The sequence below is a fragment of the Sphingomonas jaspsi DSM 18422 genome (assembly GCF_000585415.1).
GTDB classification, from domain to species: Bacteria; Pseudomonadota; Alphaproteobacteria; order Sphingomonadales; family Sphingomonadaceae; genus Sphingomicrobium; species Sphingomicrobium jaspsi.
In genome coordinates, this window is the sequence record NZ_KK073876.1 from 246,890 (window position 1) to 260,385 (window position 13,496).

Consider the following 13,496-nt stretch of genomic DNA (forward strand, 5'->3'; position numbering starts at 1 on the left):
TATGCAATACGGCGCATAGCCCGCGCCCCATGATTCGTGTCTCGATCCTTGGAGCCTCCGGCTATGTCGGCGGCGAGCTGATGCGCCTGATCGCCGCCCACCCCGATATGGAGGTGGCGGTACCGTTCGGCGCGTCCAATGCCGGGCAGCCGGTGGAGGCTGTGCATCCGCACCTGTCGCTGGCCTATCCGGGGCTGCGCTTCGCCGAATGGGATGCGACCGCGCTGGCCAGCAGCGACCTTGTCATGGCCGCGCTTCCGCACGGAGAGACCCAGCGGCTGGCCGACGACCTGCTGGCCGACGGAATTCCCTTCGTCGACCTGGGTGCCGACTTCCGCCTCGACAGCGCCGACGAATTCGAAGCCTGGTACGGCGAACCGCACCAGCGGCCCGATTTGCTGGACAGCTTCACTTACGGCCTGCCCGAATTTTACCGCGAACAGATAAGGTCGTCGTCGCGCGTGGCAGCCCCGGGCTGTTACCCGACCGCCGCCAACCTGGCGCTAAAGCCGCTGGTCGATGCCGGGGCGATCGATCCCAAGGGCATCGTCGTCGATGCGGCGTCCGGGGTAAGCGGCGCAGGCCGCAAGGCGAGCGACGCGACCCATTATTGCGGGGTCGAGGGCAGTTTTCGCGCCTATGGACTGACACGCCATCGTCACACCGCCGAAATGCAGATGGTGTCTGGCGCCGAAGTGCTGTTCACCCCGCACCTCATGGCCACCAGCCGCGGCATCCTGGCGACCTGTTATGCCAGGGCGGCGGCGGCGTGCGACCCGCTGGCGATCCTTCGCGACGCCTATTCGGGCGAGCGCTTCGTCCATGTCGGTGAGCGGCCGCCCGAGACCAAATGGGCTACCGGCAGCAACGCCGCCTTCCTGTCGGCGCGCTACGACGAGCGCACGGGCATGGTCGTCGCGCTGGCCGCGATCGACAATCTCGGCAAGGGCGCGGCGGGGCAGATGATCCAGTGCGCCAATTTGATGCTCGGCCTCGACGAAGGCGCGGGCCTGTCCACCTTGGGAGTATATCCGTGAGCGTTACCCTCGCCGAAGGCTTCGTCGCCGCCGGAATTGCCGCCAACATCAAGACCGGCGGTCGCCGCGACGTCAGCCTGCTGGCGACCGACGACGGCAAGCCGGTGCCGACCGCCGCGGTCTTCACCCAGAACAAGTTCCGTGCGCCCCCGGTCGAGGCCAGCCTCGAGCGGCTGAACGTGTCGGGCGGAATGGCAGCAGGCGTGGTCGTCAACAGCGGCAACGCCAATGCCGGGACCGGCGCCAAGGGGCGCGAGGATGCCGAAACCATGTGTGCCGAGGCCGCAAAGGCGGTCGGCTGCGACCCCCGCGACATGCTGGTCTGTTCGACCGGGCTGATCGGGTTTCGCCTGCCGATGCGGCGCATATTGGGCGCGATCCCGACGCTGGGCGAGACGCTTAGCGTCGACGGTCACCGCGATGCGGCAAAAGGCATCCTCACCACCGACACGCGGCCCAAGGAGGCGGCGATCCAGCGCGACGGCTATGCGATCGGCGGCATGGCCAAGGGCTGTGGCATGCTGGCGCCCAACATGGCGACCATGCTCGCGTTCCTCACCACCGACGCCGCGCTATCGCCGGCCGAGCTGAAGCCGATCCTGCAGCGCGCGACGGACGCCACCTTCAATGAGCTGATCACCGACGGTGCGACCTCGACCAACGACACGGTCATGCTGTTCGCCAGCGGCCGCAAGGGTCGCCCCGCCGACCTCGCGGCGTTCGAGGACGATGTCCGGCAGGTGTGCGAGGAATTGATGCTGATGATGGCGCGCGATGCCGAAGGGATGACCAAGCTGGTCGTCGTCCGGGTGATCGGCGCGGCCAGCGATGCCGAGGCGCGGCTGGTCGCGCGGTCGATCGGCAACAACAACCTCATCAAGTGCAGCTGGTACGGTGCAGACCCCTATTGGGGCCGCCTGCTCGCCGAAGCAGGTTCGTGCGGCGCCGAGTTCGAGACGCTGAAATCCTCCGTCAGCTATGGCGGAATCAAGGTCGCGGAAGCGGGCGTGGAGATTGCGCATGATGCCGACGCGGTGCGGGCGCACATGCAGGGCGCGGAGATCGACATATTGATCGACCTCGGCATCGGTGGCGGCAAAGGCCGCGCGGTGTCGGTCGACCTTGGCCCGGGCTACATCAAAGAGAATGCGGCGACCTCATGACGCTGACCCCCAACGACACTGCGCGGCTGCTGATCGAGGCGCTGCCCTATATCCGCCGCTTCACCGGCAAAGTGGTGGTGGTGAAGGTCGGCGGCCTGCCGATGACCGACCCGGACCGCATGCGCAGCCTGGCCAAGGATGTGCTGCTGCTCCATTCGGTCGGCATCCGCCCCGTGCTGGTCCATGGCGGCGGGCCCCAGATCGACCAGGAAATGGCGAAGGCCGGCATCGAGGTGAAGCGGGTCGACGGCCTGCGCGTCACCGACGCGGCCTCGCTCGACATCGTACGCATGGTGCTGGTCGGCAAGACCAACCGCGAACTGGTCGCGGCGGTCAATGCGCTGGAGCCGGTCGCGGTCGGCGTGGCGGGCGAAGACGGGCGGCTGCTGGAGACCGAGCCGGTCGACCCGCGGCTCGGCTTCGTCGGCAAGGTCACTAAGGTGCGGACGGGCATCCTCAACGCATTGCTGGAAGACGGGCTGGTCCCGATCGTGTCGACGGTCGGCGCCGATCCCAGCGGCCAGCCCTACAACATCAACGCCGACGATGCCGCGCGCGCGATTGCGGTGGCGATGAAAGCCGAAAAGATCATCTACCTGACCGGCGCGCCCGGGTTGCTCGAGGACCCGGCAGACGACGAGACGCTGATCGCCCGGCTAACCCCCTTCGACGCGCGCCAGCGGATTGCGGCAGGCGGTGTCGGCGGCGGCATGATCCCCAAGCTGGCGGCCTGCGCCGAGGCGGTCGACGGCGGCGTCGCCAGCGCGCACATGATCGACGGGCGGATCGAACATGCCATGCTGGTCGAACTGTTCACCGATGCGGGCATCGGCACGATGATCAGCAAGGAGAGCTGAGCGATGGCGGGCAAGTCCCAGCGCCAGCGAATGATCGCCGACTGGCTTCGTTCGCACAAGGTCGGCAGCCAGGAAGAAGTGGTCGCCCGCCTGTCGCTGGCCGGGATCGCAGCGACCCAAGCCACCGTCAGTCGCGATCTGCTGGAACTTGGCGCGGTCAAGCTGAAGCGCGAAGGCACGATCCGCTACGTCATGCCCGACCAGGTCGAGCCCGGCCATGCCGCCGCCAAGCTCGACCGCCTGCTCAACGAATGGGTCGATGCGATCATTCCGGCCGGCCACCTGCTGGTGCTCAAGACGCCGCCCGGCTCCGCCAACCTTGTCGCCAATGCGCTGGATTCGGCCGCCTTGCCCGAGATCGCCGGAACGTTGGCGGGCGACGACACGATCTTCGTGGCCCTTGCGGACGGCGCCAAACCCGCCGATGTTGCAGCCATATTGCAGAGCCGCCGCGCGGGCCCCTGATACCGCCGGCGGACGTGCCGGAGAGGATATGACGATGAAGAGCCTGGTCCCGACCATCCTGTGCGCCGCGCTGCTGGCCGCCTGTGGCAAGACCGACGATAATGAGGCTGCCAACCGCGAAGAGGCGATCATCGTGCGCAGCGAGGGACAAAAGGCGCTGTTCGACCTCAACGACCTCAATCGCGCGATCGCGCTGAAGCGCGCGATCACCGACCAGGGACTGACCTGCAAGCAGATCACCGCCAGCGGCTTCGTCGGCCGCTACAAGAATATGGATGTCTGGACCGCGACCTGTTCCGACAAGCGCCAGTGGTCGCTGTTCATTTCGGCCAATGAAAATGTGCAGGTGCGGCTGTGCGACGACAATGTGAAGTTGGGGCTTCCCGCCTGCGTGGTTCAACCCGGAACCGAGGGCGGCTCCGGGCTGGATGAGGTCAATATCGTCAACGCGGAATAGGAATCAGGGGCGACCGGTCAGTCGCACTTCCTCGTTTCCTTATATTCGCCCGACGCGGACTTTTCCTTGATCGTCACGCACGAGCCCTGGCGGATTTCCTCGCGCCAGCTGCCGTCGGCGTTGACCTTGCGCTGGCCCTTGGGCACGCGCTTGCCGTCGACGATTTCGTAGTTCCAGTCCTTCGGCGTCTGCTGCGTATTGGCCGCCTGGGCATAGGCCGCCGACGCCGTCGTGGCGACGAGCGCAAGGCCGGCAACCGTCAGAATCAACTTCAACATACGGGACATGATGTCCTCCTTTGCCGCGCTTGTATCGCGAATCAGCTTAACGGACGCTGACATCGGCTCGTCGCAGCGGTTCATCCTGCAGCCCAAACGCGAAAACCCCCGCCCGGGGTCCGGACGGGGGTTTTGAACTCGCGGACGAGTGAAGCCCTGCCGGGCGCGTACGCCTAAGGTCCCCCGGACCTTAGCCTTGACGCGCCTTAAAGCGGCGGTTCGTCTTGTTGATGACGTAGGTCCGGCCGCGACGGCGAATCACCCGGCAATCGCGATGACGCGACTTCAGCGACTTCAGGGAATTGCGAATCTTCATGGCCGAAAACGCCTGCCTTCGTGTTTAAATTGTTGGAGGTTTCTGGAAAACCGGCGGTCCCCCTATGGCGGGATGCCGCCGAAGTCAAGCTTAGTGCGCCATTTCCGCCGGTGCGCGCGGCCCCTTCGGGTCGAACAGGTCGCCGAAGTAATTGCCCTTGATCCACATCGGCCGCTGCGGTGCATCGGCAAGCTGGCGGACGATGCGATAGTTGAGCTGGGCATAGCGCGCAGCCGCGTCCCACAGGATCGGCTGCGACACATCGTCCTTCACGCTGTGGTACCGATTCGCGAAGAAGTCGTCCCACTTGGCCTTGCCGCCATTGCCGTATCCGGTGAACAGCAGCACCGCCGGCACGCCGCGACGGACGAACTGGTAGTGGTCCGAACGAGTGAAGATCGACTGTTCGGGCATGGGATCGGGCGACACGCTCATGCCCATTTCCGCCGCCGCCTTGGCGATTGCGTCGCGGACCGTCGAGTGGCCACCGCCGAAGGCGACGACGTCGTTGAACGGATAGAGCGGCACCGGCATGTCGAGGTCGACGCCGCCGACAATGCTCTTGATCGGGACGGTCGGATGGGCGGCGAAATAGTCGGCGCCGAGCAGTCCCTTTTCCTCGCCGGTGTGGACGACGAACAGGATCGAGCGTTTCGGCGCCTCGCCGCTGTCGACGAACTGGCGCGCCGCCTCGATCAGCGTCGCGACGCCGGCGGCGTTGTCGAGCGCGCCGTTGTAGATATTGTCTTCGCCCGGCTTGGCATCCTTCTTGATGCCGAGATGGTCGAGATGGCCCATCATCGCGACATATTCGCCCTTCAGCGCCGGGTCGGTGCCGGGCAGCATCGCCACCACTTCCGGGCTCTTGAAATCGGTCCAGGTGCTTTCGCTCTGGATCGCAACGGTCGGCTTCAGCGCAAAGCCCCTGACCCGCTTGTTGCCGAGGCCCGCCACCTTGCGCACCTGCGACAGCGACTGGGCCGCGCCGACGAACAGCCGTTCGGCCATGCCCGCCGAGGGCATCAGCCGGACGCGCAGGCCCTGCGGCTCCGACCCCGACTGGCCGTTGGCGTCGACCCAGTCGACCAACGGCGCCGCGGCGAAGCGTTCGGGGCTGATCGGCCGCTTGGGATCGGGCGGGCGGACACCGAGTTCGATGATCCCGATCGCGCCGTGCTGCGCCGCGATGACGTCCTTGGTCGCGCGCAGATGCGCGGCGATGTCATTGTCGACCTTGTCCGGGGCGCCGGCCAGCACGACGACGATCTTCCCGCGCACGTCGAGCCCGGCATAATCGTCGATGCCCAGCGCCTTGTCGTCGATGCCATAGCCCACGAAGACCAGCCCGGCGCGGAAATCGCGCATGCGTTCGGTAAGGCTGGGGCGGGCAATCATTTCGGACGGGGGCAGCACGGTGTCGCCGCTACCCTCGCCAAGGGTCAGGACGGTCTTGCCGGGAACCAGCGTCGCGCGGCGGAACGGCACCCATTGATACCAGCCGCCCTGCTCGCCCGCCGGCTTGAGGCCCAGCGCGAGGAACTGGTTGGCGACGTAAGAGGCGGCGATTTCATGGCCGCGGCTGCCGGTGTCGCGCCCTTCGAGCAGATCGTCGGCCAGGAAGCGGACGTGGCTTTCGACCCGGTTGGCCGACGCTTGGTCCGCGCCCGGCGCGGCGAGCCCCGCCCCAGACAGCAACAGCGAAACGCCCGCAAGGGCGACGATCATCTTGCGCATCAATCTCTCCGCATCCCTGCGCCGTTAACCGGCGCTTTGGATTTGCTGGCTAACGGAGCCTCGCCGCTTGCGCCAGCATCTGTCGCCGCCGTTCGTCGAATGGCGCGGATTGCCGATCCGGGCGGCGGGCTCTATCAGGGCCGCCGATTAACCATTTCCAGCCAGTACAGGGGCATCAATGACCATCACGATTTCGAGCGCGTTCGACGCCGGCAACATCAAGGTCGTCGGCCAGGACGGGGACAGGATCGACCTCGAAATCGTCAAGGACCACATGAGCGACTTCCATCAGTGGTTCTACTTCCGCCTGGCCGGTGCCGGCGGGCGCGAGGTCACGCTGCGCTTCACCAACTGCGGCAGCGCCGCCTATCCCGACGGCTGGCCCGACTACAAGGCCTGCTATTCGATCGACCGCGAGGATTGGACCCGCGTCCACGACACCAGCTACGCCGACGGCGTGATGACGGTGAAGCTGGTCCCGGAAACCGACTGCGTCTGGATCGCGTACTTCCCGCCCTATTCGATGGAGCGGCACCACGACCTCATCTCGACCGTCGCGGCGCTGCCGGGCGTCGAATATCGCAGCCTGGGCAAGAGCCATGACGGGCGCGACATCGACTGCCTAACGCTGGGCGACGGCGACCTTACCGTCTGGCTCTACGCCCGCCAGCATCCGGGCGAATCGATGGCCGAATGGTGGATGGAAGGCGCGCTGGAAAAGCTGACCGACCCCGACGATCCCGTCGCCCGCGTCCTGCGCCGCGACTGCACCTTCCATGTCGTTCCGAACATGAACCCGGACGGCAGCTTCCGCGGCCACCTGCGCACCAATGCGGTCGGCATCAACCTCAACCGCGAATGGCATGAGCCGAGCGCGGAAAAGAGCCCGGAAGTGCTGTGCGTCCGCAACGCGATGGACCAGGATCCGCCGGTGTTCGCGATGGACGTCCATGGCGACGAAGCCATCCCCGCCAACTTCCTCGCCGGCTTCGAAGGCATCCCCTCGATCACCGACGAACAGGTCGGCCTGTTCAAGCTGTTCGGCGACACGCTGGAGCGCATCTCGCCCGACTTCCAGCAGCAGAAGGGCTATGAAATCGCCGCGCCGGGCCAGGCCAATATGTCGATGTCGACGACCCAGCTGGCCGAGCGCTACGGCACGGTGTCGATGACGCTGGAAATGCCGTTCAAGGACAATTTCGACCTTCCGGACGAGCTGTACGGCTGGTCGACCGAGCGGTCGAAATATCTCGCCGGTCATTGCCTCGATTCGCTCTACGCGATCCTGCCCGAGCTGAAGAAGCGCAAGGCCAAGTAAGCCGATGCCGACCCTCGTCCTTCTCCGCCACGGCCAGTCGCAGTGGAACCTCGAAAACCGCTTCACCGGATGGTGGGACGTCAGCCTGACCGACCAGGGGATCGAGGAAGCACGCAGCGCCGGACGGATGCTGGCCGACAAGGGCTATGACTTCGACCGCTGCTTCACCTCGGTCCAGACGCGGGCGATCAAGACGCTCAACCTGCTGCTCGAGGAAATGGGACGGCTGTGGCTGCCGGTGACAAAGGACTGGCGCCTCAACGAGCGTCATTATGGAGGCCTGACCGGCCTCAACAAGCAGGAAATGATCGACAAGGTCGGGGCCGAGCAGGTCAAGATCTGGCGCCGCAGCTTCGACGTGCCGCCGCCGCCGCTCGACGCCGACAGCCCGTTCCAGCTGGCGGGCGATCGCCGCTACGAAGGCATCGCCATCCCGAATACGGAAAGCCTCAAGGACACCATCGCGCGCGTCCTGCCCTATTTTGAGGCGGAGATCGCGCCGGCGCTGAAGGCCGGCGAGCGGGTCATCGTCGCGGCGCACGGCAATTCGCTGCGTGCGCTGGAAAAGCATCTGTCGAATATCGCCGACGCGGACATCGTCAGCCTGGAAATCCCGACAGGCCAGCCGATCGTGTACGAGTTGAACGACGATCTGGCGGTGAAAGACCGCTACTACCTCAGCGAACGCTGAGCTCAGGCGACATATTTGCGGCGGTACATTGCCGCATCGGCGCGGGCGATGACGGTCTCGACCGTGTCGTCAGATTCGACCGCGGTCAGCCCGATTGCCACCGACAGCGGCATCGGCGCCCCGTCGAACAGGAATTCGTCGCCCGCAATATCGTCGACCAGCCGCTCGGCCGTCTCCAGCGCCTCGGCCTGGTTGGCATGGTCGAGCAGGACGCAGAATTCGTCGCCGCCGATCCGGGCCACGCAATCGGTATCGCGGGTCCCGGCCCGCAGCCGCTCGGCGACATGGACCAGCGCGGCATCGCCGCCGGCATGGCCGAAGACGTCGTTGAGGCACTTCAACCCGTTGAGGTCGACGAACAGGACGGCCGCCGGCGTCCCGTGACGGCGACGTCGGGCGATGGATTCGCCCAGCGCCCGCGCCAGCCCGCGGCGGTTGGCGAGCGGCACCAGCGTGTCTTCATGCGCCAGCCGGTCGAGATCGCACACGCGCGCCTTGAGCTGCGCCACTTCCTGCTTGAGGCGCGCAATCTCTTCGAGCAGGTCGGCCGCAGCGCGGCTTTCATGGGCGACGTCGTGCATCATCAATTCCGCTGTTGCACGAGTATATAGCCGATCTTGTCTGTTGGCTGAATTGCGCTTTCGTGACTGTCCCGGATTGCGCCAGTCGCCCGCCCCCTTTAAGCCGCCAGCTTGCAAGGGCGACAACAGGGATCAGGCATGGGCGATCCGACGATCGGGATCATCATGGGAAGCACGTCGGACTGGGAGACGATGCGCCATGCTTCCGAAACGCTCGATGCGCTCGGAATCCCGCACGAAAGCAAGGTCGTGTCGGCCCACCGCACGCCCAAGCGCCTCTATGATTATGCGCAAGCCGCCAAGGGCCGCGGTTTGAAGGTGATCATCGCCGGCGCGGGCGGCGCGGCGCACCTGCCGGGCATGGCCGCGTCGATGACCGAGCTGCCGGTGCTGGGCGTTCCGGTCGAATCCAAGGCGCTGAAAGGCATGGATAGCCTGCTGTCGATCGTCCAGATGCCCGCCGGCATCCCGGTCGGCACGCTAGCCATCGGCAAGGCCGGCGCGATCAACGCCGCGCTGCTGGCGGCGGCGATGCTGGCGACGACCGACGACGCGCTGGCCGTGCGGCTGGCGGACTGGCGGTCGCGGCAGACGGAATCGGTGCCAGAACAGCCCGAATGATGCTTGCCCCCGGATCGACCATCGGCATCGTCGGCGGCGGCCAGCTCGGTCGCATGATGGCGTTGGCGGCGGCGCGGCTGGGCTATCGCTGCCACATCTACGATCCGCATGAAGAACCCTGCGCCGCCGAAGTCAGCGCCGACTTCACGCGCGGCGACTATGGCGATGCCGAGGCATTGAAGCGCTTTGCCGAGGCCTGCGACGTCGTCACCTACGAATTTGAAAATCTCGACGCGCGTCCGCTGGCGGGGCTTGGCGACAAGCTTCGCCCGGGCACGGCCAGCCTCGAAATCGCGCAGGACCGCGCGGCGGAAAAGCGCTTCATCGAGGGCTGCGGCGCGCGCGTCGCACCGTGGCGGCAGATCGACAGCCTCGACGATGTGCGGGCGGCCTTTGCCGAATTGGGCGGCCCGATCCTGCTCAAGACCCGCCGCTACGGCTACGACGGCAAGGGTCAGGCCTGGGTCCGTTCGGCAGAAGACGCAGAAGCGGCGTGGAACGCCATCGGCGAGCAACCGGCCGTGGCCGAAAAGGGCATGCGCTTTGCCGCCGAATTCTCGATCGTCATCGCCCGCGGGCTGGATGGAGAGACCCGCGCCTTTCCCGTGCCGCGCAACGACCATCGCGACGGCATCCTGCGCCGATCGACCGTGCCCGCCGGACCCGACATCGAGCCGCTGATCGCCGAAGCGACCGACTTCGCCCGCTCGATCGTGACCGGGTTAAACCATGTCGGGGTGCTGACGGTGGAATTCTTCGCCTGCGGGGCGAGTGCGGTCGTCAACGAATTCGCACCGCGCGTCCACAACAGCGGCCACTGGACCATCGAAGGCGCGAAGACGTCGCAGTTCGAACAGCATTTGCGCTGCATCCTGGGACTGCCGCTCGGCGACGTGTCGCTGGTGTCGGCAGGGGCGACGATGGACAACCTCATCGGATCCGACGTCGATGCCTGGGCCGACTATGTCGCGGAGGCCGGCGCCTACCTCCATCTCTACGGCAAGGGCGAGGCCCGCCCCGGCCGCAAGATGGGCCATGTCACCCGCCTGAAATAAGGGCGGCGCAGGCGAAGGCCCGCACCGCCCCTTGGTTTACTTCGCTTCGACCGTTTCGACCGGCAGGCCGAGCTTGGCGAGCTGCGGCTTCACCTTGGCGGCGTCGCCGACGACGACCCACACGAAGCCGCCCGGCGTCACCGCCTTGCGGAACGCGCCGTCGGCGCTGGCGCGGGTCAAGGCGCGATACTTGCCGTCGAGCTGTTCGTAATAATCGTCCGGACGGCCATAGAGGTCGTTGCTCATCATCGCCGAAAGCACCGCGCCCGACGTTTCGAACCGGCCCGGCAAGGCGAGGACGTTATTGGTGATGGCGCGCGAGATTTCTTCCTGCGTCGCGCCCTTGGCGCCGAGGAAGGCCCTGAGCTGGCTGTCGAGCGCCTTGATCGATTCGCCGGTACGATCGGCCTGGACCGGCGCGTTGACGGTGAACGATGTGGCGTTGAGGTTGTAGCCGAAGCCGGCGCGCACCCCGTAAGACCAACCCTTGGTTTCGCGCAGGTCCATGTTGATGCGCGACAGGAAGTTGCCGCCGAACACTTCGTTGCCTGCATTCACCGGCACGACGTCGCCGCGCGGGTCGACCGGGGCCAGCTGGCCGCCGAGGATGACCGACTGGGGCGATCCCGGACGGTCGATCAGCACGATGCGCGACCGGGCGGGACGGGCCGGCGGCGCCACGAACGTCTTGGCGCCCTTCGGCACGGACGGCGCGGCCCATTGACCGAAATGGCGCTCCAGCTGCGGCATCAACGCCGCCAGCGGCAGGTCCGACACCACATAGATCTTGGCATTGTCGGGGCGCAGCCACGCCTGCTGGAAGCCGACCAGATCGTCGCGGCTGATCGCCTTCACCGCCGCTTCGTCGCCGCCGTTGGTGGTGGCGTAGGGGTGATCGGCGCCGAACAGCAGCGGCGGCAGGGCGCGCGCGGCGATCGAATTGGGTTCCTTCTTCGCCTGTGCAATGGCGGTCAGCGTCTGGGTGCGAACCCGTTCGACCTCGGCCGGGGCGAAATCGGGCCGCTGGACGACGTCGGCCAGCAGCGACAGCGACGGATCGAGATTGGCGCTCAAGGCCCCCATGGTGACGACGCTGCGGTCGGCACTTCCGTTTGCCGCCAGCTGCAGCCCGAGCCGCTCGCCTTCCTCGGCGATCTGCTGGGGCGTGCGCCCCGCCGCACCCTCGTCGAGCAGGCTGAGCGTCAGGTTCTGCAGGCCGCGCTTGGTCGGCGCGTCGGCCGCGTAGCCGGCGTCGAACGACAGGGCGAGCTGGGTCAGCGGGACGGCGGCACGCTGGGCATAATCGACCGCAATCCCGTTCGACAGGCGCACATGCTGCACCGTCGGAAAATCGAGCGGCGGCGTGTCGGATACCGACGGGATCGGGCGCACCGTCTTCTTGCTCGGGATATCGACGCTGGCCGTTTTCGCCCCCTTGGCTTCGGTGTAGGGCGGGCGTTCGCCGGGTTCGAGCGTGACCTTGAACGCCGGGCGACCGAGCCATTGCTGCATTACCGAGCGGATCTGGGCCGGGGTGGCGGCAGCATAGCGGTCGAGCGATTTTTTATAGAAATCGCTGTCGCCGACGAACACTTCGCCTTCGGCCAGCGCAACCGCTTTGCCGCCGAAGCCGCCGACCTGTTCGAGCCCGCGGATACGGCCGGCGACGTCGCTGGTCGCGGCGCGCTGCACCTCTTCTTCGGTCGGCCCGTTGGCGAGGTAGTCGGCGAGGATTTCGTCCAGTCGCTTGTCGACCAGCGCCGGATCGACCCCCGGCTTCACGGTCGCGTCGATCTCCAGCAGGCTGACGCGCTGGAACGGCTGGACGTTGGCGCTGACCGAAACGGCCAGTTTTTCCTCGCGCACCAGGATGCGGTCGAGGCGCGAGCTGGCAAGCCCGCCGAGGATCGAGGTGCCGAGGTCGATCGCCGGCAGCTGGTCGGACTGCAGCCCGGGCACGGCCCAGTGGCGCTGCAGCTGGACGGCGGCGACACGGTCTTTCATGACGATCGACTTCGACGCCGCCAGCGTCGGCACATCGGCCGCCGCCGGGGTATTGACCGGACCGCGCTTGATGGCACCGAAATATTTTTCGACCAGCGGGCGGGCCTCCGCGGCGTTGATGTCGCCGGCCAGCACCAGGACCGCATTATTCGGGCCATATTTGTCGATGAACCACTGCTTCACGTCGCGCAGCGTCGCGCTGTCGAGGTCGGCCATCGAACCGATGGTGTCGTGCTGGTAGGGGTGGCCGTCCGGGAACAGGTTGGCCAGCACTTCATAGCTGACGAGGCCGCCGGGCGCATTGTCGCCCTGCCGCTTTTCGTTCTGCACCACCCCTATCTGGTTGCTGAGCTTGGTCTGGTCGATCGCGCCGAGCAGGTAGCCCATGCGGTCGCTTTCCATGTACAGCGCGCGCTCGAGCGCGCCGGTCGGGACATTTTCGAAATAGTTGGTGCGGTCGAACCAGGTGGTGCCGTTATAGCCGGTGGCACCGATCTTCTGAAGATATTCGAAATAGTCGCCGGGCAGGTTTTCGCTGCCGTTGAACATCAGATGTTCGAACAGGTGCGCGAAGCCGGTCTTGCCCTTGGGCTCGTCCTTCGACCCGACATTGTACCAGACGCTGACGGCGACGATCGGCGCCTTGCGGTCTTCGTGGACGAGGACGGTGAGGCCGTTGTCCAGCGTGAAGCGCTGGTGCGGGATGGACACCTGGTCGACCAGCGCGCTGACCGGCGCTGCGGCCGGGACCGGCGGGACGGCGGGCGCTTCGGCCGGGATCGGCGGCGGTGCGATCGCTGTATCGACCGGCGGGTTGGCCGCGCAGGCCGCGATCAGCGACGCGCTGGCAAGAAGGATCGGAAGGCGGCGCACGGATAAGCTCATGTTTTCATTCCCCTAAGACCGGCGCGGACCTTAG

Annotated in this window: 14 protein-coding genes; 9 read left to right on the top strand and 5 right to left on the bottom strand. The window is 66.4% G+C overall.

Features of this window, described 5'->3' with window-relative positions:
• Positions 1-29: 29 nt before the first annotated feature.
• The 5 genes from argC to G570_RS12975 are packed head-to-tail and all read left to right on the top strand — an operon-like array spanning position 30 to position 3,979.
• Positions 30-1,037: an N-acetyl-gamma-glutamyl-phosphate reductase gene (gene argC, locus G570_RS01240; protein ID WP_037498308.1), complete on the top strand. Its 1,008-nt coding sequence runs from the start codon at positions 30-32 to the stop codon at positions 1,035-1,037.
• A complete protein-coding gene (gene argJ, locus G570_RS01245; protein ID WP_037498311.1) occupies positions 1,034-2,200 on the top strand; it encodes a bifunctional glutamate N-acetyltransferase/amino-acid acetyltransferase ArgJ in 1,167 nt (388 codons plus the stop codon). Before argC ends, argJ begins: the two co-directional genes overlap by 4 nt.
• Complete coding sequence (gene argB, locus G570_RS01250; protein WP_037498314.1) at positions 2,197-3,057, top strand: acetylglutamate kinase; 861 nt, start codon at positions 2,197-2,199, stop codon at positions 3,055-3,057. Before argJ ends, argB begins: the two co-directional genes overlap by 4 nt.
• A 3-nt stretch (positions 3,058-3,060) precedes the next feature.
• Positions 3,061-3,522: an arginine repressor gene (locus G570_RS01255; protein ID WP_037498317.1), complete on the top strand. Its 462-nt coding sequence runs from the start codon at positions 3,061-3,063 to the stop codon at positions 3,520-3,522.
• A gap of 34 nt (positions 3,523-3,556) precedes the next feature.
• The gene (locus tag G570_RS12975) at positions 3,557-3,979 is read left to right on the top strand and encodes a hypothetical protein (RefSeq protein ID WP_051503912.1); all 423 of its coding nucleotides are present in this window, start codon (positions 3,557-3,559) and stop codon (positions 3,977-3,979) included.
• A 17-nt stretch (positions 3,980-3,996) separates the two neighbouring features.
• Here G570_RS12975 and G570_RS01265 read toward each other — a convergent pair whose 3' ends face one another.
• From G570_RS01265 to G570_RS01275, 3 genes are all read right to left on the bottom strand, one after another.
• Positions 3,997-4,266: a hypothetical protein gene (locus G570_RS01265; protein ID WP_156930274.1), complete on the bottom strand. Its 270-nt coding sequence runs from the start codon at positions 4,264-4,266 to the stop codon at positions 3,997-3,999.
• A 181-nt stretch (positions 4,267-4,447) separates the two neighbouring features.
• On the bottom strand, positions 4,448-4,573 hold the full coding sequence (gene ykgO / locus G570_RS01270; protein ID WP_006833921.1) for a type B 50S ribosomal protein L36: 126 nt from the start codon (positions 4,571-4,573) through the stop codon (positions 4,448-4,450).
• A gap of 90 nt (positions 4,574-4,663) precedes the next feature.
• Positions 4,664-6,307 (bottom strand): M20/M25/M40 family metallo-hydrolase, encoded by a 1,644-nt coding sequence (locus G570_RS01275; RefSeq protein WP_037498325.1) that lies wholly within the window; start codon positions 6,305-6,307, stop codon positions 4,664-4,666.
• 178 nt (positions 6,308-6,485) lie between these two features.
• On the opposite strand from G570_RS01275, the gene G570_RS01280 reads away from it, so the two are divergent.
• Both G570_RS01280 and gpmA read left to right on the top strand, forming a co-directional pair.
• Positions 6,486-7,625, top strand: coding sequence for a M14 family metallopeptidase (locus G570_RS01280; RefSeq protein WP_037498329.1), 1,140 nt, complete (start codon positions 6,486-6,488; stop codon positions 7,623-7,625).
• A gap of 4 nt (positions 7,626-7,629) precedes the next feature.
• Complete coding sequence (gpmA, locus tag G570_RS01285) at positions 7,630-8,316, top strand: 2,3-diphosphoglycerate-dependent phosphoglycerate mutase (protein ID WP_037498331.1); 687 nt, start codon at positions 7,630-7,632, stop codon at positions 8,314-8,316.
• A 2-nt stretch (positions 8,317-8,318) separates the two neighbouring features.
• Here the strand turns inward: gpmA and G570_RS01290 are convergent, their stop codons facing one another.
• Positions 8,319-8,900: a GGDEF domain-containing protein gene (locus tag G570_RS01290; protein ID WP_051503913.1), complete on the bottom strand. Its 582-nt coding sequence runs from the start codon at positions 8,898-8,900 to the stop codon at positions 8,319-8,321.
• Positions 8,901-9,035: 135 nt separating this feature from the next.
• On the opposite strand from G570_RS01290, the gene purE reads away from it, so the two are divergent.
• Both purE and G570_RS01300 read left to right on the top strand, forming a co-directional pair.
• Positions 9,036-9,518 (top strand): 5-(carboxyamino)imidazole ribonucleotide mutase, encoded by a 483-nt coding sequence (purE, locus tag G570_RS01295; RefSeq protein ID WP_037498334.1) that lies wholly within the window; start codon positions 9,036-9,038, stop codon positions 9,516-9,518.
• Entirely contained in the window at positions 9,518-10,573 is a 1,056-nt protein-coding gene (locus G570_RS01300) for a 5-(carboxyamino)imidazole ribonucleotide synthase (protein WP_037503319.1), read from the top strand. Before purE ends, G570_RS01300 begins: the two co-directional genes overlap by 1 nt.
• Before the next feature lie 36 nt (positions 10,574-10,609).
• On the opposite strand, the gene G570_RS01305 is transcribed toward G570_RS01300, so the two are convergent.
• Positions 10,610-13,462, bottom strand: coding sequence for a M16 family metallopeptidase (locus G570_RS01305; RefSeq protein ID WP_051503914.1), 2,853 nt, complete (start codon positions 13,460-13,462; stop codon positions 10,610-10,612).
• Positions 13,463-13,496 lie beyond the last annotated feature (34 nt).

Coding starts and splice junctions, on each gene's coding strand:
- argC (WP_037498308.1), top strand. CDS start 30: ATGATTCGTGTCTCGATCCTTGGAGCCTCCGGCTATGTCGGCGGCGAG.
- argB (WP_037498314.1), top strand. CDS start 2,197: ATGACGCTGACCCCCAACGACACTGCGCGGCTGCTGATCGAGGCGCTG.
- G570_RS01255 (WP_037498317.1), top strand. CDS start 3,061: ATGGCGGGCAAGTCCCAGCGCCAGCGAATGATCGCCGACTGGCTTCGT.
- G570_RS12975 (WP_051503912.1), top strand. CDS start 3,557: ATGAAGAGCCTGGTCCCGACCATCCTGTGCGCCGCGCTGCTGGCCGCC.
- G570_RS01265 (WP_156930274.1), bottom strand. CDS start 4,266: ATGTCCCGTATGTTGAAGTTGATTCTGACGGTTGCCGGCCTTGCGCTC.
- ykgO (WP_006833921.1), bottom strand. CDS start 4,573: ATGAAGATTCGCAATTCCCTGAAGTCGCTGAAGTCGCGTCATCGCGAT.
- G570_RS01275 (WP_037498325.1), bottom strand. CDS start 6,307: ATGCGCAAGATGATCGTCGCCCTTGCGGGCGTTTCGCTGTTGCTGTCT.
- G570_RS01280 (WP_037498329.1), top strand. CDS start 6,486: ATGACCATCACGATTTCGAGCGCGTTCGACGCCGGCAACATCAAGGTC.
- gpmA (WP_037498331.1), top strand. CDS start 7,630: ATGCCGACCCTCGTCCTTCTCCGCCACGGCCAGTCGCAGTGGAACCTC.
- G570_RS01290 (WP_051503913.1), bottom strand. CDS start 8,900: ATGATGCACGACGTCGCCCATGAAAGCCGCGCTGCGGCCGACCTGCTC.
- purE (WP_037498334.1), top strand. CDS start 9,036: ATGGGCGATCCGACGATCGGGATCATCATGGGAAGCACGTCGGACTGG.
- G570_RS01300 (WP_037503319.1), top strand. CDS start 9,518: ATGCTTGCCCCCGGATCGACCATCGGCATCGTCGGCGGCGGCCAGCTC.
- G570_RS01305 (WP_051503914.1), bottom strand. CDS start 13,462: ATGAGCTTATCCGTGCGCCGCCTTCCGATCCTTCTTGCCAGCGCGTCG.